The sequence below is a fragment of the Pantoea sp. S18 genome (assembly GCF_045689705.1).
Taxonomy (GTDB): Bacteria; Pseudomonadota; Gammaproteobacteria; order Enterobacterales; family Enterobacteriaceae; genus Pantoea; species Pantoea symbiotica.
This window is the reverse complement of the sequence record NZ_CP142689.1, coordinates 871,886-893,532: the sequence shown is the minus strand read 5'-3', so window position 1 is coordinate 893,532 and position 21,647 is coordinate 871,886. Positions and strand designations below refer to the sequence as shown.

General features: G+C 54.9%; 20 protein-coding genes. 12 read left to right on the top strand and 8 right to left on the bottom strand.

Annotated features, from left to right (window positions below):
* Window positions 1-5: 5 nt before the first annotated feature.
* From VIJ98_RS24045 to VIJ98_RS24035, 3 genes are all read left to right on the top strand, one after another.
* On the top strand, window positions 6-1,256 hold the full coding sequence (locus VIJ98_RS24045; protein ID WP_323271738.1) for an MFS transporter: 1,251 nt from the start codon (window positions 6-8) through the stop codon (window positions 1,254-1,256).
* Window positions 1,257-1,433: 177 nt separating this feature from the next.
* Window positions 1,434-1,700: a hypothetical protein gene (locus VIJ98_RS24040; RefSeq protein ID WP_323271737.1), complete on the top strand. Its 267-nt coding sequence runs from the start codon at window positions 1,434-1,436 to the stop codon at window positions 1,698-1,700.
* 190 nt (window positions 1,701-1,890) lie between these two features.
* Window positions 1,891-3,060, top strand: coding sequence for an ROK family transcriptional regulator (locus VIJ98_RS24035; protein WP_323271736.1), 1,170 nt, complete (start codon window positions 1,891-1,893; stop codon window positions 3,058-3,060).
* A gap of 8 nt (window positions 3,061-3,068) precedes the next feature.
* Here the strand turns inward: VIJ98_RS24035 and VIJ98_RS24030 are convergent, their stop codons facing one another.
* Window positions 3,069-4,496 (bottom strand): amino acid permease, encoded by a 1,428-nt coding sequence (locus VIJ98_RS24030; protein ID WP_258145482.1) that lies wholly within the window; start codon window positions 4,494-4,496, stop codon window positions 3,069-3,071.
* A gap of 493 nt (window positions 4,497-4,989) precedes the next feature.
* On the opposite strand from VIJ98_RS24030, the gene VIJ98_RS24025 reads away from it, so the two are divergent.
* The gene (locus VIJ98_RS24025; protein WP_008108085.1) at window positions 4,990-6,264 is read left to right on the top strand and encodes a Glu/Leu/Phe/Val dehydrogenase; all 1,275 of its coding nucleotides are present in this window, start codon (window positions 4,990-4,992) and stop codon (window positions 6,262-6,264) included.
* 75 nt (window positions 6,265-6,339) lie between these two features.
* On the opposite strand, the gene VIJ98_RS24020 is transcribed toward VIJ98_RS24025, so the two are convergent.
* Window positions 6,340-6,630 (bottom strand): hypothetical protein, encoded by a 291-nt coding sequence (locus VIJ98_RS24020; protein WP_008108088.1) that lies wholly within the window; start codon window positions 6,628-6,630, stop codon window positions 6,340-6,342.
* A 689-nt stretch (window positions 6,631-7,319) separates the two neighbouring features.
* Complete coding sequence (locus tag VIJ98_RS24015; RefSeq protein WP_323271735.1) at window positions 7,320-8,219, bottom strand: LysR substrate-binding domain-containing protein; 900 nt, start codon at window positions 8,217-8,219, stop codon at window positions 7,320-7,322.
* Window positions 8,220-8,318: 99 nt separating this feature from the next.
* Between VIJ98_RS24015 and VIJ98_RS24010 the strand changes: the two genes are divergently transcribed.
* On the top strand, window positions 8,319-8,627 hold the full coding sequence (locus tag VIJ98_RS24010) for a carboxymuconolactone decarboxylase family protein (protein ID WP_061719399.1): 309 nt from the start codon (window positions 8,319-8,321) through the stop codon (window positions 8,625-8,627).
* A complete protein-coding gene (locus VIJ98_RS24005; RefSeq protein ID WP_154156579.1) occupies window positions 8,627-9,007 on the top strand; it encodes a tautomerase family protein in 381 nt (126 codons plus the stop codon). Before VIJ98_RS24010 ends, VIJ98_RS24005 begins: the two co-directional genes overlap by 1 nt.
* Window positions 9,008-9,055: 48 nt before the next feature.
* Here VIJ98_RS24005 and VIJ98_RS24000 read toward each other — a convergent pair whose 3' ends face one another.
* The 3 genes from VIJ98_RS24000 to VIJ98_RS23990 are packed head-to-tail and all read right to left on the bottom strand — an operon-like array spanning window position 9,056 to window position 13,445.
* Window positions 9,056-10,861: an ABC transporter ATP-binding protein gene (locus VIJ98_RS24000; RefSeq protein ID WP_323271734.1), complete on the bottom strand. Its 1,806-nt coding sequence runs from the start codon at window positions 10,859-10,861 to the stop codon at window positions 9,056-9,058.
* The gene (locus tag VIJ98_RS23995) at window positions 10,858-12,300 is read right to left on the bottom strand and encodes a M81 family metallopeptidase (protein WP_154156577.1); all 1,443 of its coding nucleotides are present in this window, start codon (window positions 12,298-12,300) and stop codon (window positions 10,858-10,860) included. Before VIJ98_RS23995 ends, VIJ98_RS24000 begins: the two co-directional genes overlap by 4 nt.
* Window positions 12,301-12,311: 11 nt before the next feature.
* Complete coding sequence (locus VIJ98_RS23990; protein WP_323271733.1) at window positions 12,312-13,445, bottom strand: ROK family transcriptional regulator; 1,134 nt, start codon at window positions 13,443-13,445, stop codon at window positions 12,312-12,314.
* 272 nt (window positions 13,446-13,717) lie between these two features.
* On the opposite strand from VIJ98_RS23990, the gene VIJ98_RS23985 reads away from it, so the two are divergent.
* The 5 genes from VIJ98_RS23985 to VIJ98_RS23965 all read left to right on the top strand — a co-directional run bounded on the left by VIJ98_RS23985 (window position 13,718) and on the right by VIJ98_RS23965 (window position 19,411).
* Complete coding sequence (locus VIJ98_RS23985) at window positions 13,718-15,253, top strand: ABC transporter substrate-binding protein (RefSeq protein WP_323271732.1); 1,536 nt, start codon at window positions 13,718-13,720, stop codon at window positions 15,251-15,253.
* 18 nt (window positions 15,254-15,271) lie between these two features.
* Window positions 15,272-16,192, top strand: coding sequence for an ABC transporter permease (locus tag VIJ98_RS23980; protein WP_008108101.1), 921 nt, complete (start codon window positions 15,272-15,274; stop codon window positions 16,190-16,192).
* Window positions 16,192-17,058, top strand: coding sequence for an ABC transporter permease (locus VIJ98_RS23975; RefSeq protein WP_323271731.1), 867 nt, complete (start codon window positions 16,192-16,194; stop codon window positions 17,056-17,058). Before VIJ98_RS23980 ends, VIJ98_RS23975 begins: the two co-directional genes overlap by 1 nt.
* The gene (locus VIJ98_RS23970) at window positions 17,055-17,999 is read left to right on the top strand and encodes an ROK family protein (RefSeq protein ID WP_323271730.1); all 945 of its coding nucleotides are present in this window, start codon (window positions 17,055-17,057) and stop codon (window positions 17,997-17,999) included. The genes VIJ98_RS23975 and VIJ98_RS23970 overlap by 4 nt, the downstream gene beginning before the upstream one ends.
* 179 nt (window positions 18,000-18,178) lie before the next feature.
* Window positions 18,179-19,411, top strand: a complete 1,233-nt coding sequence (locus VIJ98_RS23965) for an MFS transporter (protein ID WP_008110705.1) — start codon at window positions 18,179-18,181, stop codon at window positions 19,409-19,411.
* On the opposite strand, the gene VIJ98_RS23960 is transcribed toward VIJ98_RS23965, so the two are convergent.
* Both VIJ98_RS23960 and VIJ98_RS23955 read right to left on the bottom strand, forming a co-directional pair.
* Window positions 19,408-19,530, bottom strand: coding sequence for a hypothetical protein (locus VIJ98_RS23960; RefSeq protein ID WP_323271729.1), 123 nt, complete (start codon window positions 19,528-19,530; stop codon window positions 19,408-19,410). The genes VIJ98_RS23965 and VIJ98_RS23960 overlap by 4 nt on opposite strands.
* A gap of 257 nt (window positions 19,531-19,787) precedes the next feature.
* On the bottom strand, window positions 19,788-20,663 hold the full coding sequence (locus VIJ98_RS23955) for a LysR substrate-binding domain-containing protein (protein WP_323271728.1): 876 nt from the start codon (window positions 20,661-20,663) through the stop codon (window positions 19,788-19,790).
* 123 nt (window positions 20,664-20,786) lie between these two features.
* Here VIJ98_RS23955 and VIJ98_RS23950 point away from each other — a divergent pair, with 123 nt between their 5' ends.
* Complete coding sequence (locus VIJ98_RS23950; RefSeq protein ID WP_008110708.1) at window positions 20,787-21,512, top strand: pirin family protein; 726 nt, start codon at window positions 20,787-20,789, stop codon at window positions 21,510-21,512.
* Window positions 21,513-21,647 lie beyond the last annotated feature (135 nt).

Genomic DNA, 21,647 nt, shown 5'->3' with positions numbered 1-21,647 from the left:
ATAGCATGAAGGAGGAAACGCTGCCAGGTTACTCACATAATGAAAGTTTGGACCGGGCCGGTCTGGCGCGGTACGTTCTGGCAGCCACGCTTGCGCGTCTGGCAGACGGAGGGGGCGTCCTGGCGGTGATCCTTCTGTGTGTTGCCGACAGTCACTCCGCTGGCTGGGCCGGCACGCTTGCCGCCTGCATCACGCTGCCTCACCTGGCCGGTCCCTTCATTGCCCGTCGTCTTGACACGGCACATGACAGCCGCCGGGTCATTGCTGCAGCCTGTCTGATCCACACCGGGCTCATCGTCGCGGCAACACTGACCTTTTCCCGAGTGCCGCTATCCATGACCGGTGGCCTGCTGGCTGGCGCCGGTCTCTGTGGTCCGTTGCTCACGGGGGGGATCAGCACCCATTTGCCGGCTATTGCCGGTCGTTCCCGTGATGATCAGCGTCGGGTACATGGCTGGGATGTGGCAACCTACGGGCTGGGTGGAACGGTGGGGCCTGCGCTCGTTGCGGCACTTGCCGCCTGGTTTTCTCCTTCTGCAGCACTTTATACGCTGGCTGGCGCAACGGCGATGGCCGCTTATTTTATCCTCCGCATCCCGGTCCCTTCCGCCGCCAGTGCTGATGAAAAGCGGCATGTACCAGGCACGGTTGCAACGATGCTGCTGTTAGTAAGGAATCCGCGCCTGAGAAGAACGCTATACCTGACGGTTGCAGTGGCCTTTTGCGTGGCGGTGCTTCCGATCACGGCTGTCAGTCTGGCTACTGCGCTCGGCGTGGCGGCCACTACGGCAGCGTGTCTGACTGTTGCCTATGGCAGCGGTAACCTCGTTGGCTCAGTGTGCCTGATGATTCGCCCGCTTGTCGGGGAACCGGATACCCTGATGACTCGCTTTGCCTGTTTTATTACTGCAGGCGTATTTCTTATCATGCTGAACATGCATTTTGTCGTTCTGCTGATGCTGTTTTTTGTGACCGGCATGCTTAACGCTGGATTCTTCGGCGCCACTCTCGCCGCCAGGAGCGAATATTCCCCCTCTGCCTGCCGGGGACAGGTATTCGTCTGGGTCGGAGCGATGAAAATTACGGCAGGGTCGCTGGGTACGGCTGCAGCCGGCAGGCTGATGTTGACGGACAGCGTCTGGCCACTGGCGATGGGTATTATTGTGCTCGCTATTTTTATCGGCGTAGCTTTGACAGAACAGACGCTGTATTCCCTTCATGCTTTAAATGATGATGAACGAGAAAGGCCAACCTGAATAAAAGACAATCTTTTCTAAATACATTCGGGCTATAAGGTAAAGAGACGTTTGGATAACAGGTTCAGCGATGTTGCCCAGCTAATGTCCGCTCCTGGCACAAAGCGGACATACATACGCATTCATACCTCTTTAGATATATTATTTCAAACATCAACTTTTTCCTCGGAGGATCTAATGGCAGAGTACTGTTTTTTTAAAAAGGGTAACCACATTACCGCGCTGGAAAGATCTGATATAGCGGGCGATTCCGATCTCACTGCTAAAGGCTATGAGAAGCAGTTTGAAGAATTAAACGCCCCGGATGTAAAGCGTGCGCTGGCCAGATTTATTGACATCCGTAAGGAAGAGCAAACTACAACTCATTCATTCGTAACAGGCGCGGTATTCGCATCATTGTTAGTAAGCGTGGTGGCCGTAGCTAGTTGGTTCTTCATCAAATAACAGTCGGGATGGTCACCCAACGTTAAAATTATCGAAATCCACGCCCCAACCCTCAACACAACCTTGCCAGTTCATGACCGGAAAGGCGTTAATCCCATTCACCTTCCCGAAAGGGTTGTAAAATGTGTGGCCGATCATAGATATTGATGCGGCTATTCGCAGCGCAGGTGACGAAAGGGAAGGGAGCAAGGTGAAAACGTCGGGAACCAATCTGGAACATGCACGGGCGCACAATCGCCGCGTGATCATTGAAGCCATTCGCCTGCACGGTGAACTGACCCGCGCCGAACTGGCTCGTCTTACCGCGCTGACGCCGCAAACCGTGTCGAATATCGTGGCGGAGCTGGAGCAGGCCGAACTGCTTACCAGCCGCGCGCCGCGCAAACAGGGACGTGGACAACCGGCAATTCCGGTGACGCTTAATCCCGCCAGCGCCTTCTCCATCGGCATCCATCTTGATCACCAAACGCTGCTGATTGTGCTGGTGGATCTCACCGGCGAAATTCACTTCCGCCGCCTTATTCTGTTACAAAAGCCGCAGCCGGATGCCACATTAGCGCGCATTGCAGAGGTGCTAAGCGAGATCAAAACGCAGCTGGGCGATCGCTGGCAGAAAGTGCTGGGTATTGGGGTGGTGATGCCCGGTCCGTTTGGCGTTGAGGGCATCTCTTCGATGGGGCCAACCACGCTGCACGGCTGGGAACAGGTGGATATCGAAACAAAACTCGCCGCGATGAGCGGCGTGCCGGTGACGCTGGAAAACGATGCCACCGTGGCGGCAATTGGTGAACGCTTTCATGGCGTGGCGCGTCAGCTCAATTCGTTTGTCTATCTCTACATCGGCACCGGTTTAGGCGCGGGTATCATCATGGATGGCCACGTGTATAGCGGCCATGCGCATAACGCCGGTGAAGTCGGGCATGTGGTGGTGGAGCCGGGCGGACGCGAATGTTACTGCGGCAATCAGGGCTGTTTAGAACGCTATGTTTCATTGCAGGCAGCGTATGAGTTTTGCGGGCTCGATCCGATGACCGCTTTGCCGGAAGATTTGCTGGAAGTCGATCCGGCGCTGTTCGACAAATGGATCGATACCGTGTTAACGCCGCTACGTCAGGCGATTAACCTGCTGGAGTGCATCTTCGATGCCGAAAGCGTGATTATTGGCGGCATGATGCCTGCGGTGCTGCTGGATAAAATCATTCGTCGCCTGCCGCCGCTCTATCAATCGGTGCGCGGTCGCTACCTCACCGGAACTCGCGTCAAAGTTGGTATGACCGGCAGCGATACCGCGGCGTTAGGTGCCGCCGCGCTGCCGATATTCGACGAATTCAATCCGCAGTTTCAGGTGCTGATGAAGTAACGGCCCGATCAGGCCGCTACCTTCACTGCCGTTTTCCGCTTCTCCTTCATCTTCCAACACAGCCACAGCGCAATAAACCACGCCGGCGAAGCGGCTAACGCGGCGAGCGTGTCGGGATCAAATATCATGATCACCACCGAGAACAGGAAGAACATCAGCGTTCCCCAGGCCGTCACTCTGCCGCCGGGCATCTTAAATTTGGATTTTTGATGCAGATCCGGACGCTGCCGACGGTACACCAGATACGAGACCAGAATCATGCCCCAACAATAGATCACCAGAATCGCGGCCAGCGTTGAAACGATGGTGAACAGCGTTGTCACGTTCGGCACCAGGAACAGCAGCAAGGTGCCACTCAGCATGCAGAAGCAGGAAAAAAGCAGGCTGCGCAGCGGAATACGCGTGGTGCGCGACAAAATACGGAACTGCCAGTGCGCATGCTTCTCGACGGACAAGCCATATAACATGCGGGTGCTTGAGTAGACGCCACTGTTGGCGGAAGACATTGCCGAAGTGAGCGCCACGAAGTTAATAATCGCCGCTGCAGCGGGCAATCCGGCTTTGGCAAACAGCGTCACGAATGGGCTGGTATCCGGCGACACGCCTTGCCATGACGTCACCGCGATGATCACCATCATCGAGAGCATGTAGAAAATCACAATCCGCAGCGGCAGAGAGTTAATTGCACGCGGCAAAATTTTCTCGGGATCGCGGGTTTCTGCCGTCATGGTGCCGAGCAACTCAATCCCGGTATACGAGAAAATCGCGATTTGGAAACCAGCAAGAAAACCGGTGATGCCATGCGGCATAAACACGGCGGGATCGGTGAGGTTATGTACCGAAGCTTTGACGCCATCCGGCGAGGTCCAGCCGGTAAATACCATCCATCCGCCGGTGATAATCAGCGCGATGATGGTGATCACTTTGATCAGCGCAAACCAGAATTCAGCTTCACCAAAAGCCTTCACCGACAACATGTTAAAAAGACACAGAATGCCGAGGGTGAACAACGCGGGTATCCACGCCGACATTTCCGGGAACCAATACTGCATATACGCGCCGCACACCACCACATCCGCAATGCAAGTCACTACCCAACTTAGCCAATAAGACCAACCGAGAAAGAAACTGGCTTTGGGGCCGAGGTAATCACCGACGAAATCAGCAAAAGAGCGATAGTCGAGCCGGCTAAGCAGCACTTCGCCCATCGCCCGCATCACCATATAGCTGAAGAACCCGACCAGAATATAGATGATTAATATCGAGGTTCCGGCCACCGCAATATTGCGTCCTGCGCCCATAAACAGCCCGGTACCGATCGATCCACCCAGCGCGATCATCTGAATATGACGTTCGCTCAGCCCTCGCTGCAGTTTTTGCGGGGCGTCGTGAGCCCGAGCAGGCTGAATCTGCCCTTGTGTAGGTTTGTTAGACACAATGATTCCTTCAGTCTGGCAAAAAAACGCATGACGATGCCTGCCCACAAGCATCAATGGCAAATAAGGAGTTGAACCTTAAAGAGGCACGCTTAAATAGATGAAAGAAAAACGAAATTAATAAAACGCTAATTCATGATGGCGGTTTCCGGCTAGGTTTTACTCATCGTGGTGGCGTGAGTTAACAAAGTCAATGCGGAAAAATAACAGTTTATTCACTTTTTGATGACCATCAAAGAACTGAAAAATAGGGATAAAATCAAATTTTATGCAATTTATTGAATATTATTCGCATAAATATGCGTCATATGTGGGGCTTTTTTAATGCTTAGTTATTCACTTACTCACGAATTTTTGTAGCGCCAAAGTTAAACCATCCTTATTTAACCTGATCTGCATGTCTTAAAAGGTGTTAAATTACTTTCCGTCTAGTGCAATGCATCACCTTTCCACGTCTTTTCAATATAAATAACTCTGAACCTACAGGCTTCTCATGGAAAAGTTATCTTACGCTTCTGAAAGCAGTACATCTCCCTGGACTACCTACCTGAGCCAAATTGACCGCGTTGCGCCTCATCTTGGTGAATTGTCTCGCTGGATAGAAACTCTGCGTCATCCGAAAAGAGCACTGATTGTCGACATCCCGGTGCAGATGGATGACGGCTCGATTCGCCACTTTGAAGGTTATCGCGTACAGCACAATCTTTCGCGCGGCCCGGGCAAAGGGGGCGTACGTTACCATCCTGCAGTCGACCTGAATGAAGTGATGGCGCTGTCAGCCTGGATGACCATCAAATGTGCGGCGGTCAACCTGCCTTATGGCGGCGCGAAAGGCGGTATTCGCGTCGATCCGCACTCGCTGTCTGAAGGTGAACTGGAGCGCTTAACCCGCCGCTACACCAGCGAAATCGGGTTGATTATCGGTCCGCAGAAAGATATTCCCGCGCCCGACGTCGGCACCAATGGCAAAGTCATGGCGTGGATGATGGATACCTACTCGATGAATCACGGCACCACTATTACCGGCGTTGTCACCGGTAAACCGATTCATCTTGGCGGCTCGTTAGGCCGCGAGAAAGCTACGGGCCGTGGCGTATTTATTACCGGTCGTGAAGTGGCAAAACGCTCCAACATCACCATTGAAGGCGCACGCGTGGCGTTGCAGGGCTTTGGTAATGTGGGTAGCGAAGCGGCGCGTCTATTCGCCGAAGCCGGTGCTCGCGTGGTGGTCATTCAGGATCACACCGCAACCTTACTCAACGAAGGCGGCATCGACTTAGCGGCGCTGACTGCGTGGCAGATCGAACATAAACAGATTGCCGGTTTCCCTGGTGCGCGTGAGATCGACAGAGAACAGTTCTGGACCACCGCCATGGATATCCTGATCCCGGCTGCGCTGGAAGGGCAAATTACCCGCGAGCGCGCTGAAATCATCAGTGCCAAATTAGTGCTGGAAGGTGCTAACGGCCCAACGTATCCGGATGCGGATGATATGCTGGCGAGTCGCGGTGTGCAGGTGGTGCCAGACGTAATCTGTAACGCAGGCGGGGTAACGGTGAGTTACTTCGAATGGGTACAGGATATGGCGAGCTTCTTCTGGAGTGAAGATGAGATTAACCAGCGTATGGATCGCATCATGACCGAAGCGATGGTACACGTTTGGGATAAGGCCGCTGAAAAGCGCTGCTCATTGCGTACTGCTGCGTATATCGTTGCCTGCGAACGTATTCTGCTGGCACGTAAAGATCGCGGTATTTATCCAGGCTAATTAATTAAATTTTAAGTTTATTTAAATCAACAGATAAACGCCGTCTTTGCCATCAGAGGGCGTTTATCTTATCTTTCATGCGAGGTTTACGCCGCGCAGCCCTGACCAGCACCTCGCGGCTGATTGAGTAATCATCACCGAAGGATCTTCGCTAAATTCACTCACCAAAGTGACAATTCTGTCAGTTAAACTCCTTATATTCTCGCTGCCTACATAGACGTATTCATTGGTGGGTAACACATACGCATAGCCTTTCTCACAGACTAAACTGCGCGCAAAACCATTCTCAAGCATCGCATAGAGCAGTTCTATTTGCGTGCCAGCGGTGGGTTCTTTCAATTCGACACGGATAGTGTAACTGAACATAGTATTATCTCCGGCGTTTAAATTTAAGTTTACTTAAGTTTAAATGATCAAAAATGGAGATCTTTTTTTTAAGATAAATCTTAGTGAATATTTATAAATAATCACCGCCATCAACAGTAAATGTTGGCCCTATTAAGCGTAACGACAAAGGGGGAATTAAAATATAATTATTTAAATTTCAATTTTATTGCGCTCTGCTTAAGTAATCTCTTTTTCTTTTATCAAAGACAGCAGGTTTCTCGCAGGCTATAATTAATTTCAGCTCACTGTGAGCTGGTTGCTAAAAAGTTCGAAAATAGTATCCGCAACGGGCGATTTTAAAGATTTTTATTCATTAGTATTTATCTCTGCCCACGAGGTGTCGCGGATGAAATTAACTACAACGGATTTTTACGTCTTTGCTCAGGAAGATAGCGAGGGTTGCTGCGACTTGCACCGTGAAAGCTGTCGTATGGCGCCGGCCTACGATAATCGTGTTTTTATGGGATCTTTTTATTCACCGGAACACGCCTGGCAATATTTCCACACTCATCATCCTAATAGCCGAGCGGTATTTTGTCTGTTGTGTATGAGAGAATAATGCGGGAAACATTCTGCCTGCAAAATAGCAGCGGAAGGTTTGATTTAACTGAAGCGTGCAGGGCGGAAACTAGCAGGAATGGGCCGCACCTCTCCGCTTTATCCCAGTTTCACTTTAATGTCGGTTTGATAAGCGGAAGATATCCCGCCACCGCATGTCGCGTAAGCTGCGCCAGCATCTGCTGAGCGGCATCGTTAGCATTGTGTTGCCACAGTGCGATACCCATACATCCCACGGCGGGCAGTTGAGCGTTCAGGGCATGCAATCCTGCAGGTAAACCGATCTGGCTGCGCAAGGTGATACCCAATCCAGCCCGCACCGCCGCCCACACGCCACTCAAACTGTGGCTGGTAAACACCACGCGCCAGTCGAGTCCAGCCTTTTCCAGCACGCTCAGCGCACGTGTCCGCATGAGACACGGTGCTTCAAACATCACCAGCGGTATAGCTTCACCACGCGCGAGCAAGCAGCGAATATCGAACTCTTGCGCGCCAATCCACGCCAGCGGCGTATGGCCTAGCAACTCACTTTGCGCGGGTAAATTATCACCTTGCCAAAGTAGCGCCATATCGAGACTTTGCTCGGCCATCGCCTGCAATAACGGCTGATTGCGATCGACGCGCGCGCTGATACGCACACTCGGATGCTGGCGGCTAAACGGACCAAGAATGCCGGGCATTAGCGACTCACCGAAATCTTCCTGCATGCCGATACGCACATCACCCTGCAACAACTCGCCGCGCACCGCGCGCCAGGCTTCATCATTCAGGCTGAGCAGACGACGCGCATAGCTCAGCAAGATTTCGCCGCCGGGCGTGAGCGCCAGATGACGACCGCGTTTGGTCACCAGCGCCATACCGCATTGCTGTTCCAGCTTTTTTAACTGGGCGCTGACCGCCGACGTCGAGCGGCACAGTTGCTGCGCCGCCAGCGCGAAGCTGCCGCACTCGATTCCCAACACAAAGCTGCGCAGCGCATCGCTATCAAGCGAGACCGGAATCTTCCCCATAACCATCCTTTAAAACGGGACTATGAGTCCTGAATAATATGATTTTCAGGATTGTAACAGCGCGCCACAATCTCTGCCTATTCAATGCCGGAGAAAATCATGAGTAAGCCACTGGATCGCGATTCGTTACAGCAGGTCGCACCGAAGTTAGCCGAGTTAACCCAGCAGGTGTTGTTTGGCGATATCTGGCAGCGGTCGGTGCTGTCACCGCGTGAGCGCAGTTTGATCACGCTCGCCACGCTTAGCGCCCTGGGCCGCGAGCAGCAACTGCCGTGGCATCTTGAATTTGCGCAGCATAACGGACTTAGTCATGAAGAGCTGGTGGAGTTGTTTACCCATCAGGCGTTTTACGCCGGTTGGCCCGCTGCGGTCACCGCGCTGGCTTTGCTGCAACAGGAGAACAACTGATGCCATTTACCCGAATCACCGTGCGTGACGTTTGGAGCGATGCCGATCTGCAAACTTTATCGGACACGTTGCATGAGGTGCTGGTGGCAGAGTTCAACGTACCGCCCGACGATCGTTTCCAGGTGATTGAATCGCTGGCGGCACAGCGCTTTATTTATGATCGCCACTATCTTAGCGGCGGTCGTAGCGATCGCTATGTGTTGCTGAACATCGTGGCAGGCAAACCGCGCAGTGTGGAACAGAAGTGTGCAACCTATCAGGTGTTGAGTGAACGCCTGCAGCAGCGCCTCAATCTTGATCCCAATGATTTAATGATCATTATTCAGCAAACCCAGCCCGAAGACTGGAGTTTTAGCGGCGGGAAAATGTTTGAGTTGTAACTGCGTAGGGTCGCCATTCATGGCGACCTCCTTCCGGGCATTGCCAGATCACTCCATCACCCAATGCCCGTCACTCACCTCGCGATAACGCCGCGTTTCGGGCACAAAACCCAACGCACGCACCGGGCTTTTCAGCTCGCTGATGTCAATCTGGCGCTTCACATGACGGCGCGCCGGATCGGGCACCGGCACCGACGACAGCAGTTTGCGAGTGTAATCGTGCTGTGGATTTTCAAAAATCGCCGCGCGCGGGCCGATCTCGACGATTTCACCGAGCAGCATCACCGCCACACGATGGCTGATGCGCTCGACCACCGCCATATCGTGCGAGATAAACAGATACGACAAGCCGAGGCTTTGTTGCAGGTCGAGCAGCAGATTGATGATTTGCGCTTTTACCGTGACATCCAGCGCCGACACCGATTCATCGGCGATGATCATTTTCGGATCGAGCATCAACGCACGGGCGATGCAGATACGCTGGCGCTGGCCGCCGGAAAATTCGTGCGGATAGCGTTTCATCATGCTGGCAGACAACCCGACGCGCTCCATTAGTGAGGCGGCTTTCGCGCGCGCCTCAGCTTTGCTGCCTAAACGGTGTTGCAGGAAAGGTTCGGTGAGCGCTTCCAGCACCGACATGCGCGGATTGAGGCTGGCAAACGGGTCCTGAAAAATCATCTGCATGGCGCGGCGCAAGGTGCGTAGTTCGTGAGCAGAGAGATTCAGCACGTCGTAACCATCAAACGCCACTTCGCCCGCGTCGGGCGTTACCAGGCGCGTCAGCGAACGTCCGGTGGTGGATTTTCCGCAACCGGATTCGCCGACCAGCGACAAGGTTTCACCCGGCATCAAATCAAATGAGATGTTTTCCACCGCATGTACCGCGCCGGTTTTACGGCTGAACACGCCTTCGTGAATGCTGAAGCGGGTGCTGAGATTCTTTACCGACAGCAGCGGCTGCTGCTGCGATGTCGCTACGCGGCTGGCATCAGGTGCGTCGTGCTCATCAAAGGAAAACTTACGCGGTCCAGCACTGCCGCGCATTGCGCCAAGCTGCGGCACGGTCGCAATCAACGTGCGGGTGTAATCGGCGGCGGGTGCGGAAAAAATCGCGGCGGTGGTGCCGGTTTCCATCACATCACCTTGATACATCACCAACGTGCGATCCGACACTTCTGCCACCACGCCCATATCGTGGGTAATAAACAGCACCGCCGTGCCTTCCTCTTCCTGCAAGGTCTTGATCAGGTCAAGAATTTGCCCCTGAATAGTCACGTCCAGCGCGGTGGTCGGTTCATCGGCAATCAGCAGTTTGGGTCGCAGCGCCAGCGCCATGGCAATCATCACACGCTGGCGCATGCCGCCGGAAAAATGGTGCGGATAATCATTAAAGCGTTTCGCCGCATTGGGAATGCGCACTTTCTCCAGCAGCCGAATGGTCTCTTCACGCGCGGCGCGTTTGCTGATTTTGCGGTGATTGATCAGCGCCTCAGCAATTTGATTGCCGATGGTAAACGACGGATTCAGGCTGGTCATCGGTTCCTGAAATATCATTGCCACCGCATTGCCGCGAATATCACGCATGGCGGATTCGCTCAGCGTCAGCAGATCAACGCCGTTAAGCAGCACTTTGCCGCTGACGCGCGCATGACGCATGTTGAGTAAACGCATAATCGCCATCGAGGTGACGCTTTTCCCCGAGCCGGATTCGCCCACAATCGCCAGCGTTTCACCGGCATTAACGGTGAGCGACAGGTTCTTCACCACTTCGCGCCATTGATCGTCAACGCGAAAGGCAACGGTCAGGTTTTCGATGCGCAGCACCGGTTCGACTGCTGAGGCTGGTATATTCATTTTGCTTTCACAAAGCGTGCAGACAAGCTGCTTACCGGCAGGAAGCTGAAATCCGTATCAAAAGGATAGGCGGGCTGCAATTTGCGGTTGCGGGTTAAGCGTTCCACATACTGATCGACCACGCCTTCTGACAGCGCCATCAGGTTTGGATTGGCCAGCGGTGCCAACTCCGGCGACAGATAACCCGACTTCACCACCACAATTTTAGCAGCAGCAGGATCGAGGCCGAGCAGGGAGAAATCCGCCAGATTGTGATAAGGACGGCGACGATCGGCGACCACCAGCGTAATGCCGCCGGTTTGCAGCAGCGCCTGTTTCGCCAGCGAATGCGGATCGTCGCTAAGATGCTTCACCACAAATTCAGCCTGCACTTTGCCACCCGCCGGATCGAGCGACGCGCCAACGGTCAGCGTTAAGGTTGCGCCTTCACCGGCAGCAAATGCTGCATCGGTGGCGGGTTTATCGGTAATACCGGCGACGATAACGTCTTGTGCGCACTGGCGAATCAGCTCCGCCAACACATCCGCGCGATCGCCAACGCCGCCGCCGGTCGGATTATCACCGGAATCGGCCAGAATCACCGGCGCGGTTTCGCTGGCGATAGCCATGCTGACGCACTCTTCAATGCTGCCGGTGATGCAGCCAAAGCTGAATTCATCGCGCGCCTGCCAGTAAGCCAGCGCCAGTTTTGCCGCCTGTTCCGCCAGCACATCGGCATCGGTGCCGGTCATGATCGCGGCAGCGGTGGCGCGTGGTTCATCGGCCCAGACGTAACCGACCATCAGCGAGGCGTCCCAGATATGCTCCAGCTGGTTTATCGCGGGCAAACGGGCGTACAAACTTTTAGCCGGTTCATCTTCAGTGCTGGTGCGCTCGCCGGGTAACACCACCGGAATCGGTGCCCACACCACGCCAGGTTTGACGCCGGTTTGCAGGCTTTTCACCAGCATCGATACCGAACGGCGCATGGTTTCTTCGACATCAATGTGTGGCGCGGTGCGGTAAGTCGAGAACATATCGATGGCATCGATGATGCGCTGTGTGACATTGCCGTGCAGATCGTAGCTGACGGTGATCGGGCAATCCGCGCCAACCAACTCGCGCGTGGCGCTGATCCAGTCGCCTTCAGCATCTTCCATGCCTTCAACATAGACCGCGCCGTGCATGGCGAGATAGACGCCATCCACCGGCAAATGTGCCGCGAGGCGCGTCAGGAAATCCTGCTTAAAATCATCGTAGGTGATGCGCGCAACCGGACCACCGGCGATGGCGCGCGCGTGGAAGGTCGGCAGAAATTCGGCATCATAATCCTGCAGAAAGGCGAAATAAGGATTGGTGGTGAGTTCATCCCCGCGCACGATGCGGAAGTCGTCGGCATAATTCAGCACCGGATTGTAAGTACTGCACTCAGTATGAATTCCACCAAAAGCAATGCGCATAGCAGCCTCCGCTAGTCGGGTAAGTGAATGATAAAACGATACGCCGCCACACTGGCTGCGGCTCTGGCCCAGCTCTCTTCGTTGATCACCATGCTTGAAATCGGCGTTTTGCCGATGATCGACGGCAGGACGTGGCTGTCGACCGCCTGCATCACCACGGTTTTCAGCAAGCCATCAAACGAATCGGGCTGATGTGCAATCACAATTAATTCGGGGTCATTCATCTGGATGATATTGGCGATCGACAAGCCCAGCGCGTGACCAGCCTGATGCAAAATAGCAATCGCCGCGCTGTTGCCTTTCACCGCCAGCGCTTCCAGTTCGGCAATCGATTCGCTTTCCAGCGCTTTGTCACGCACGCTTTCGCGGATGGCGGTTAACGAGGCCAGCGTATCAAGGCAGCCGCGTTTGCCGCAGCGGCAGGGACGTCCGCCGGGTTCGATGGTGCAGTGGGCGATTTCACCGGCAGCGCCGTGTGCGCCACGGTGCAGCTGGCCCTGAAAGAAGTGTGCCGATCCAATGCCGTCACCGTGGGAAATCAGGGTGAAGTTGCGCGCCTTTTTCGCCACGCCGAAAATCTTCTCGCTCACCGCCAGCGCTTTGGCATCGTTCTCTAACGACACTTCCAGCCCGGTTTGCTGTTTAAGCAGTTCCGCCAGCGGCACATTTTTCCAGCCCAGCAGCGCCGACTGCACGCAAATTGCCTGATGTTCATCGACAAATCCGGACAATGTCACGCCAAGCCCGATCAGCTGATCCTGCGTAATCGATTTCTGCGCAATCAGATCGGGAATCGCCGCCGCAATCATTTTTGTCAGCTGCGGCGGATCGAGATTTAACGGCATTTGCGTGGCGGCTAGCGTGCGGCCGTGCATATCAATCAGCACTAACACCACACGTTCACCAAGCAGCGAAGCTCCAAGAAAATAGGCGCTGTCTGCACGCATTTTTAATAACACCGATGGACGACCCTGACCGCTGGATTCCGGAACGCTCTCTTCCAATAATCCAGCCTGCAGCATCTCTTTCACCATCGGGCTAATTGCGGCTTTGCTTAATTTCATTTTTTCCGCAAGAGCGGTGCGGCTCATGCCATGCGACGCAATAAGTAAGCGCAGAATTTGTTGCTGGTGGGCATTGAGCATTGAGGTTCTCACGGCGTTAGCACTATGCGCTGACAATAATAAGGACAGAAAACAAATACAACGATATTTAGTTAAATTTCTGAATGCAGATCTGATTATAAGTAAATTATATGAACCAACCTATTGGCTTTTGTTTAGTGAGTGTGGCTTATATAACGCATTGCTCGAAGTTGTAGGGTCGCCATTCATGGCGACCTTACGAAATGCATCACTACATACCCAAAAATAAATGTTCATTCACCGATCGTTTCAATGATTCATTGAGGGCCTTAATGGAAAGCAAACACAAGCATTTCAAGGTACTGACGCTGGCCGGTTGTTTACTGGCGTCGATGGCGAGCGCCACTGTTTTTGCCAGCCAGCTGGTGATCATGCAGAACGAACCGCCGCGCAGCATGGACCCCGGCAACCAAACCGCGACCTTTACCGGCACGGTGCTGGACCCGATGTACGAAGGCCTGACGCGTCTCGGTGATGACGGTAAAATCATTCCGGCGCTGGCATTATCCTGGACATCCGATGACAGCGGACTTAACTGGACCTTCACCCTGCGACCCAATGTGAAATTCCACGACGGCACGCCATTTACTGCCGATGCGGTGGTAGAAAACTTCCAGCGTCATTTAAATACGCAGCGCGGATTGGCCGGCAGTGGGAAAATTCGTACCTTTATTCAGGACGTGAAGAAAAAAGACGATCTCACCGTCACGTTTCAGCTGAAAAAAATTAATCCGGCCTTTTTAACTGTTTTAGCCTCCGGTCCGGGATTAATGGTGAGTCCAACGGCGGATAAAGCGGGCAGTATTAACAATAAAGCCGACGGCACCGGACCTTATAAACTGGTGCAGTACAAATCCGGCGAATATGTGCTTGAACAAAAGAATCCCGACTATTGGGGGAAATCTTCCGGTCCGGATGAAATTAAATGGACCTGGAGCAGCGAGCCTTCAGTGATGAATATGGCGCTGCAATCGGGGCAGGTCGATATTATTAACCCGGTGCCGCCGCAGTTTGCTGGCATGTTGAAAAACAACGCTAACGTTAATCTCAAACAGTCGCCGGGTGCGGCGGTGTTCTGGGTCGATCTCAACACCCAAAGCAAAGCGCTGAGCGATGTGCGCGTGCGTCAGGCGCTAAATCTCGCCACCGACCAGCAGGCGCTGGTGAAAGCCATCATGTTTGGTTATGCGCAACCGGCGAACTCCGCGCTGGCACCGGTCGATCCTAACTACGACAAAGCGCTGCATGACTATCCGAATGACCTGCAAAAAGCCAAAGATTTGCTGAAAGCGGCGGGTTACGCCGACGGTTTCCCGATGTCAATTGCGGTGCAAGCACCTGACGCGCGTACCGCACAAGTGTTGCAGGGCATGTGGAGCAAAATCGGCGTCAAGCTTAACGTGCGCCAGATGGAGAGCGGCGTGTGGACCAAAGCGGCGTTTGCCGATGGCAAAGAGAAAGCCGCGCAGGGCACCGATGCGGTGCTGGCGTCCTGGTCTTCTGGTTTGTATGGTTCGGATCTGCAGTTGCGCCCGCTCTATCACACCAGCAGCTTTGCGCCGGGCGGGGCTAATCTGGGTTTCTTCAGCGACAAGCAAACCGATGATCTGATCGATACCGCTGCATCGACGCTCGACGATGCCAAACGCAAAGATCTCTACTTCCAGGCACAAAAACAGATCAGCGGATTAGCGCCGCAGGTGCTGCTGTTCTATCAGGACGATCTCTATGCCGCACGTAAAAATATCAGCGGCGTGGTGATGCAGCCGGGCGGACAAATCGTCGTACGCGACGCGGTGAAGCAATAACCCAATGGTTGATGTGATATGAAAGCGTACGTCGCAAAAAAGGTGCTTTCGCTGCCGTTAATCATTTTCGGCGTGTCGATCATCGTGTTTATCGCCATCCGCGCGCTGCCGGGCGATCCGGCACGGCTGATGGCGGGACCGGAAGCGCCGCAGGAAGCGGTAGACAGTATGCGCGTGCGGCTGGGGCTCGATCAGCCGCTGCCGCTGCAATATGTCAAATTCGCGGCGGAAGCGCTGCACGGCAACCTTGGCTTGTCGTTGCAGTCGCAGCGTCCGGTGATGACCGAGATCAGCGAGCGGTTGCCGTACACCTTATCGCTGGCGGCGTTGGCGTATCTGCTGGCGATTGCGATTGGTGTTCCGGCGGGCATGACCGGCGCCATCTATCGCCAGCGCATTCCGGATCAAATCGTGATGGTGCTGACCATTGCCGGTGCGTCGATTGCCAACTTCTGGCTGGCGCTGCTGGCGATGAACTACTTCGCCGTTGAGCTGGGCTGGTTACCGTTGCTGGGTGCCGATTCGTGGAAAAACTACATCATGCCCACCGTCACGCTGGCGATCTTGCCAATGGCGATGATTGCGCGCATGACGCGTTCCAGCATGCTGGATGTGCTGAGTCAGGATTACATCCGCACCGCCAAAGCTAAGGGATTATCCTCCGCCAGCATTAACTGGAAGCACGCGCTGCGTAATGCGCTGATCCCGATTGTCACCATCGTGGCGCTCAACTTCGGCAGCCTGATTGGCGGCGCGGTGGTGACCGAATCGGTGTTCAACTGGCCGGGCATTGGCCGCCTGCTGGTGGATTCGGTGCGCTACCGCGATTATCCAGTGATTCAGGGCGTGACGTTGGTGGCCGTTACCGGCGTGGTGCTGATGAATCTGGTCGGTGAAATCCTGATTGGCCTGCTCAATCCAAAAATAAGGTTCGACTGATGAACAGCATTGAAACTTCCGTGCTGCCACCGCGCTCGCGCAGCCGACACCTGATCAGCATCCTGATGGCGAATCCTTCGATTGCCATTGGCGGCGCTTTAGTGCTGCTGGTGGTGCTCGCCGCCGCGCTGGCTCCGCTGATTACGCATTGGGATCCGGTGGAGCAGGATCTGCTTAATACTTTGCAAGCGCCGTCGGCCGCGCACTGGTTTGGCACCGACGATTATGGCCGCGACATTTTCTCGCGCGTAATTTACGGCGCGCGCATCACGCTGTTTGAAGTGAGCCTCAGCGTCGCAATCTCAATGGTGATCGGCATTCCGCTCGGCATCATTTCCGGCTTAGCCGGACGTAAAATTGATGCGCTGATCATGTGGGTGATGGATATCATTTTCGCTTTTCCTGGCATCGTGCTGGCGATTTTGATTGTTAGCGTACTTGGTGAAGGGCTGACCAATATGCTGATCGCCATCTCGCTGTTCTCGATTCCGGTCTATGCGCGTCTGAGCCGCAACCTGACGCTGGGCCTGAAGAACATGGAGTACATCGAAGCGGCGCATATGCTCGGCGTGCGCTATCCGCGCATCATCACGCATTATATTCTGCGCAATTCGATTGGTCCGCTGATTGTGCAATCGACGCTGACGGCAGGCGCGGTGGTGCTGTCTGCAGCCAGCCTGTCATTCCTCGGTTTAGGCGTGCAGCCACCGATGCCGGAGTGGGGCACCATGATGAGCGATGGGCGCAACTTCCTCGGCCTGAATATCTACGTGTCACTCTTTCCCGGATTGGCGATTTTGATTACCGTGCTGGGCTTCAATGTGCTGGGCGACGGTTTGCGTGATGTGATGGATAAACGTTTATGAGTAGACAATCTGCGGTGATTTGCCTCGATCTGGGCGGCTCTTTTATTAAGTTAGGCGTGATGAATGCGCAGGATGAATTAACGATTCTCGATCAGCAAAAAATCCCGGCGGCAAGCTGGGACGAGTTCACCGCGCTGGTGAGCCGTATGATTGCCCAACATCACCTGCATTTTACTACCAGCAGTCCGGTGGCGATCTCTACCGCCGGCATTGTGGCACCCGATTCCGGCGAGATGTTTGCCAGCAATATTCCCGCGTTTCATCAGCGCAGTTTGGCAAAAGAGCTTGGCGCGATCCTGCAACGCGAGGTGATTGTGCATAACGATGCCGACTGTTTCACGCTGGCGGAAGCGCTGGCGGGCGCGGGCAAAGGGCACAAAGTGGTGTTTGGCGCGATTCTCGGTTCGGGCGTTGGCGGCGGATTGGTGGCGGATGGCCGCATCATCACCGGGCAGAACGGTTTGACCGGCGAATGGGGACATGGGCCGATCACGCTAACCGAAGTGGAGGTCGATGGCGTCATGCGGCGACTGCCGCGCAAGGCGTGTCCGTGCGGCCAAAAAGGCTGTCTCGACAGCTACGGCGGCGCGCGCGGGCTGGAAAATCTGCATCAGACGCTGCATGACCGCACGGCAACCAGCGTGGAAATTATTGAACGCTGGCAGCAGCAGGATGCGCAGGCGCAGCAAACCATTCAGGCATGGCTGCAAATTGTCGGGCAGCCGCTGGCGTACAGCATCAACATCACCGGCGCGTCACGCGTGGCGGTTGGCGGCGGATTGGCATCAGTGGCTCCATTGATCGCGTCGTTAGATGAGGTGGTGCAGAGCTACGTGCTGCGTCGCACCACGCATCAGTTGGTGGTGCCAGGCGAGTTCGCGCATCACGGCGGCATGATGGGCGCCGCCCTGTTGGCACGTGATTTAACCAGGTGCGCATAAATGCGCACCAAACCTTTGTAGGGTCGCCATTCATGGCGACCTCAGCCGCACCGTAACGCCAACCCTTCACACATTTTTGCGCTATCATACGCCGCTCATACTTCTCGGTCTCGACGATGGCTGTCGCGTTAAGCGCCCACGATCCTGGCTGAGTTCTTCACTTGCGGTTCGGAAAACTCATGTCATCAGTACAACCCCAACTTACTCAGCTGCCGGATGAGGCATCGCTGCCGCGTCAGAGCGTGCTAAAAGCCTTGTTCGCGCTCGGCACCGGCGGCTTTGCCATTGGTACCGGCGAATTCGTCATCATGGGTCTGCTGCCCGATGCAGCCAAAGGTCTCAACGTATCGATCCCCTCAGCCGGGCATCTCATCAGTATCTATGCGCTTGGCGTGGTCATCGGTGCGCCGCTGCTGGCGGTACTGGGCGCACGCGCCTCACGCCGTAATTTCCTGATGACGCTGATGGGCCTGTTTGCCGCCGGTAATCTGCTGAGCGCCATTGCGCCGGGTTATTACTCAATGCTGCTGGCGCGTTTCCTCGCCGGTTTCCCACACGGCACCTTCTTCGGCGTAGCGGCGTTGGTCGCGGCCGGTTTGGTGGAACGGCGTAAACGCGCCCAAGCGGTATCGATGGTGCTGTTTGGCCTGACCATCGCCAACTTACTCGGCGTACCCGCCGTGACGGCGATCGGCCAATGGTTTGGCTGGCGTGATGCCTTCGCCATTGTCGGCGGTCTGGCTGTAGTGACCTTACTGCTGATTTGGTTGTGGGTGCCAAACGTGGCGGGCGACAAAAATGCCAGCCCGCTGCGCGAATTATCCGCGCTAACGCGCAAGCAGGTATTGCTGACGCTGGCGATTGGCGCGGTGGGCAGCGGTGGTTTGTTCTCGGTGTTTAGCTACGTGAAACCAACCATGACCGAACTGGCGCAGATGCCGGTGAGCTGGATCCCGGCGGTGCTGGCGCTGTTTGGTTTAGGCATGATTATCGGCAACATCGCCGGTGGTCGTCTGGCCGATCGCGGCATTGAAAAGACCATCCGCATTTTACTGATCTGGTCGTTTCTGGTGCTCAGCGCCTTCGTGTTTGCCGCGCATTATGCGCTGGCAGGCGCCATCAACGTGATGCTGGTGGGCACCATGGTGGCGCTGGCAGCGGTGCTGCAGATCCGTTTGATGGATGTCGCCGGTGACGCGCAAACCATGGCGGCGGCGATGAACCATTCTGCGTTTAACCTCGCCAACGCGCTTGGCGCATGGCTGGGCGGCGTGACCATTTCAGCGGGTTTAGGATGGCAATCTACCGGTTGGGTGGGCGCGATTCTGGCGGTGTTGGGTCTGTTGATTCATGCCGTAGCGATGCGCGATGCACGCCGTAAATCGATTACCTTTGCGCACGAAAGTCATTAAAAGGTTGCGGTCGCCATTAATGGCGTAATGCCGATCAGCGCAGAGCGACTTTCGTTCGCCATGTACTGAGGCAGTTGCAGTAGCTCCATGCGGCGACCGAGCAGAGGGCGTCTGGCCACGCCCTCTGCACTCCCGGGCCTTGCGCCAGCCCAACCCGCCGCTACGCGGTACCTTCACTCGTTCACGATTCCTGACGGACCGGTGTCGATTCGCTCCTGCTCAACGCCACCTCTCGCCGCATCCATGCGGCTCGCCCTGGAATCCTTCATTCGCTCAGCGGGTTAGGATGTCGCCTCAACACCCACGCTGCAGCAACAATGCATCATCCTGACTCTCAATCGCTATAAATCCCGTAGGGTTGCCATTTATGGCGACCTCAAGCCAACTTCTGCTGCAAAAACGTCATAAAAACTCGATTGATCTCACTGCGTTGGCGATGCTGCGGATAGAGCGCATTGAGATGCAGCGAGGTCGGTTGCCACTCTTCTAACACCGTCACCAGCTCACCGCTTGCCAGCGCCGGTGCCACGATAAACTCCGGCAGCAGAATCAGCCCGAGCCCGGCCACTGCTGCATCACGCAGCATTTCCCCGTTGTTGCTCACCATCGGCCCATGCACGCTGATCACTTTACGCTGGTCGCCGTTAAACAGCTCCCAGCCGGTTTGGCTTTCACGTCCGTAGCGTAAACACGAATGCTCGCTCAATTCTTCTGGCGTACGCGGCGCGCCTGCGCCCTGCAGATAGGATGGGCTGGCGCAGATTACGCGGCGGAACTCGCCCAGCCGCTTAGCGATCAAACTCGAATCAGGCAACGTACCGATGCGAATCGCCATATCAAATCCTTCGCCGACCATATCGACATGCCGATCTGCCAGCTCAACCTGAAACTGCAAACCCGGATGCAGGCTAAGAAACTCGGCAATAAACGGCGACAGATGGCTGATGCCAAACGACATCGGCACGCTCAGGCGGAAGCTACCTTGCAGCACTTGCCGACGCCCCGATACCGCCAGTTCGGCTTCCTGCACATCATCCAGAATGCGCTGCGCATGCTGGGCAAACAGCTGGCCGTTATCGGTCACCGAAAGCTTACGCGTGTTGCGATTCAGCAGCCGCGCGCCGAGCGACTCCTCCAGCGCGGCGATGCGGCGACTGACGTACTGCTTTGACAGCATCAGCTGTTCAGCGGCGGCGGTGAAGTTACCGGCTTTAATCACGGCTACATAAATGCGGAGATCTTCAATCTGCATATTGTCCACTTATCGGTGACAGTCATTGTCATTATGACGCATTGTTAGGCAAATCAGTTTACGTATACTTATCTGCAACGGGAAGGGCAATCGCCCCCCAACAGCAAATTTGAGGAGCAGACCATGATTGAACAACGCCTGTCAGAACAACGCGGAGTAGGTGACCACGGTTGGTTGAATTCGCATCATACGTTCTCTTTCGCCAGTTACTGGGATCCAAAACAAACCGGCTTCTCAGACTTGCTGGTGATCAATGATGACCGCGTTGCACCGGGTCGCGGCTTTGGCGCGCATCCGCACAACAACATGGAGATCATCTCCTACGTGCTGGAAGGCGCGCTGGAGCATAAAGACTCCATGGGCACCGGTTCGGTGATTGTGCCGGGTGATGTGCAGCTGATGAGCGCCGGTAGCGGCGTCACGCACAGCGAGTTCAACCACTCGAAAACCGACAACGTGCACTTCCTGCAGATCTGGATCGTGCCTGGCGAACGTAATTCACCTCCGGGTTATCAGCAGGTTTCGGTCTCGGAAAGTGACAAACGCGGTCAGCTGCGCCTGATTATTTCGCCGGAAGGGGAAAACGGATCGCTCAGCGTGCGTCAGGATATCCGCATTTATGCCGGACTTTTTGACGGTGTCGAGCAGCAAACTCTCGCGCTGGATGCCGATCGTTACGCCTACATTCACGTAGCACGCGGCAGCATCGAAGTGAACGGCGTGAAGTTTAAAGAAGGCGACGGTGCACGTGTGCGTAACGAAAGCGCGCTGCAGTTTGCTAACGGCGATGATGCGGAAGTGCTGGTGTTTGATCTGCGTCCGCTGGAAGTGAATCATCCGCAGCGTTAATGATTAAAAAGAGAACAAAGAGCAGTGCGAGCCATCGCGCTGCTTTTTTTTATGTGCGATCACAGCGGTTGTAACACTTTTTCTTAACATTAATTGCAGTGATTAAGATCGCAATAATTATTTCCATACTCTCTT

Bases quoted from the DNA above. Each gene is read 5' to 3' on its own strand.
- VIJ98_RS24045 (WP_323271738.1), top strand. From the start codon at position 6: ATGAAGGAGGAAACGCTGCCAGGTTACTCACATAATGAAAGTTTGGAC.
- VIJ98_RS24040 (WP_323271737.1), top strand. From the start codon at position 1,434: ATGGCAGAGTACTGTTTTTTTAAAAAGGGTAACCACATTACCGCGCTG.
- VIJ98_RS24025 (WP_008108085.1), top strand. From the start codon at position 4,990: ATGGAAAAGTTATCTTACGCTTCTGAAAGCAGTACATCTCCCTGGACT.
- VIJ98_RS24020 (WP_008108088.1), bottom strand. From the start codon at position 6,630: ATGTTCAGTTACACTATCCGTGTCGAATTGAAAGAACCCACCGCTGGC.
- VIJ98_RS24015 (WP_323271735.1), bottom strand. From the start codon at position 8,219: ATGGGGAAGATTCCGGTCTCGCTTGATAGCGATGCGCTGCGCAGCTTT.
- VIJ98_RS24010 (WP_061719399.1), top strand. From the start codon at position 8,319: ATGAGTAAGCCACTGGATCGCGATTCGTTACAGCAGGTCGCACCGAAG.
- VIJ98_RS24005 (WP_154156579.1), top strand. From the start codon at position 8,627: ATGCCATTTACCCGAATCACCGTGCGTGACGTTTGGAGCGATGCCGAT.
- VIJ98_RS24000 (WP_323271734.1), bottom strand. From the start codon at position 10,861: ATGAATATACCAGCCTCAGCAGTCGAACCGGTGCTGCGCATCGAAAAC.
- VIJ98_RS23995 (WP_154156577.1), bottom strand. From the start codon at position 12,300: ATGCGCATTGCTTTTGGTGGAATTCATACTGAGTGCAGTACTTACAAT.
- VIJ98_RS23990 (WP_323271733.1), bottom strand. From the start codon at position 13,445: ATGCTCAATGCCCACCAGCAACAAATTCTGCGCTTACTTATTGCGTCG.
- VIJ98_RS23985 (WP_323271732.1), top strand. From the start codon at position 13,718: ATGGAAAGCAAACACAAGCATTTCAAGGTACTGACGCTGGCCGGTTGT.
- VIJ98_RS23980 (WP_008108101.1), top strand. From the start codon at position 15,272: ATGAAAGCGTACGTCGCAAAAAAGGTGCTTTCGCTGCCGTTAATCATT.
- VIJ98_RS23975 (WP_323271731.1), top strand. From the start codon at position 16,192: ATGAACAGCATTGAAACTTCCGTGCTGCCACCGCGCTCGCGCAGCCGA.
- VIJ98_RS23970 (WP_323271730.1), top strand. From the start codon at position 17,055: ATGAGTAGACAATCTGCGGTGATTTGCCTCGATCTGGGCGGCTCTTTT.
- VIJ98_RS23965 (WP_008110705.1), top strand. From the start codon at position 18,179: ATGTCATCAGTACAACCCCAACTTACTCAGCTGCCGGATGAGGCATCG.
- VIJ98_RS23955 (WP_323271728.1), bottom strand. From the start codon at position 20,663: ATGCAGATTGAAGATCTCCGCATTTATGTAGCCGTGATTAAAGCCGGT.
- VIJ98_RS23950 (WP_008110708.1), top strand. From the start codon at position 20,787: ATGATTGAACAACGCCTGTCAGAACAACGCGGAGTAGGTGACCACGGT.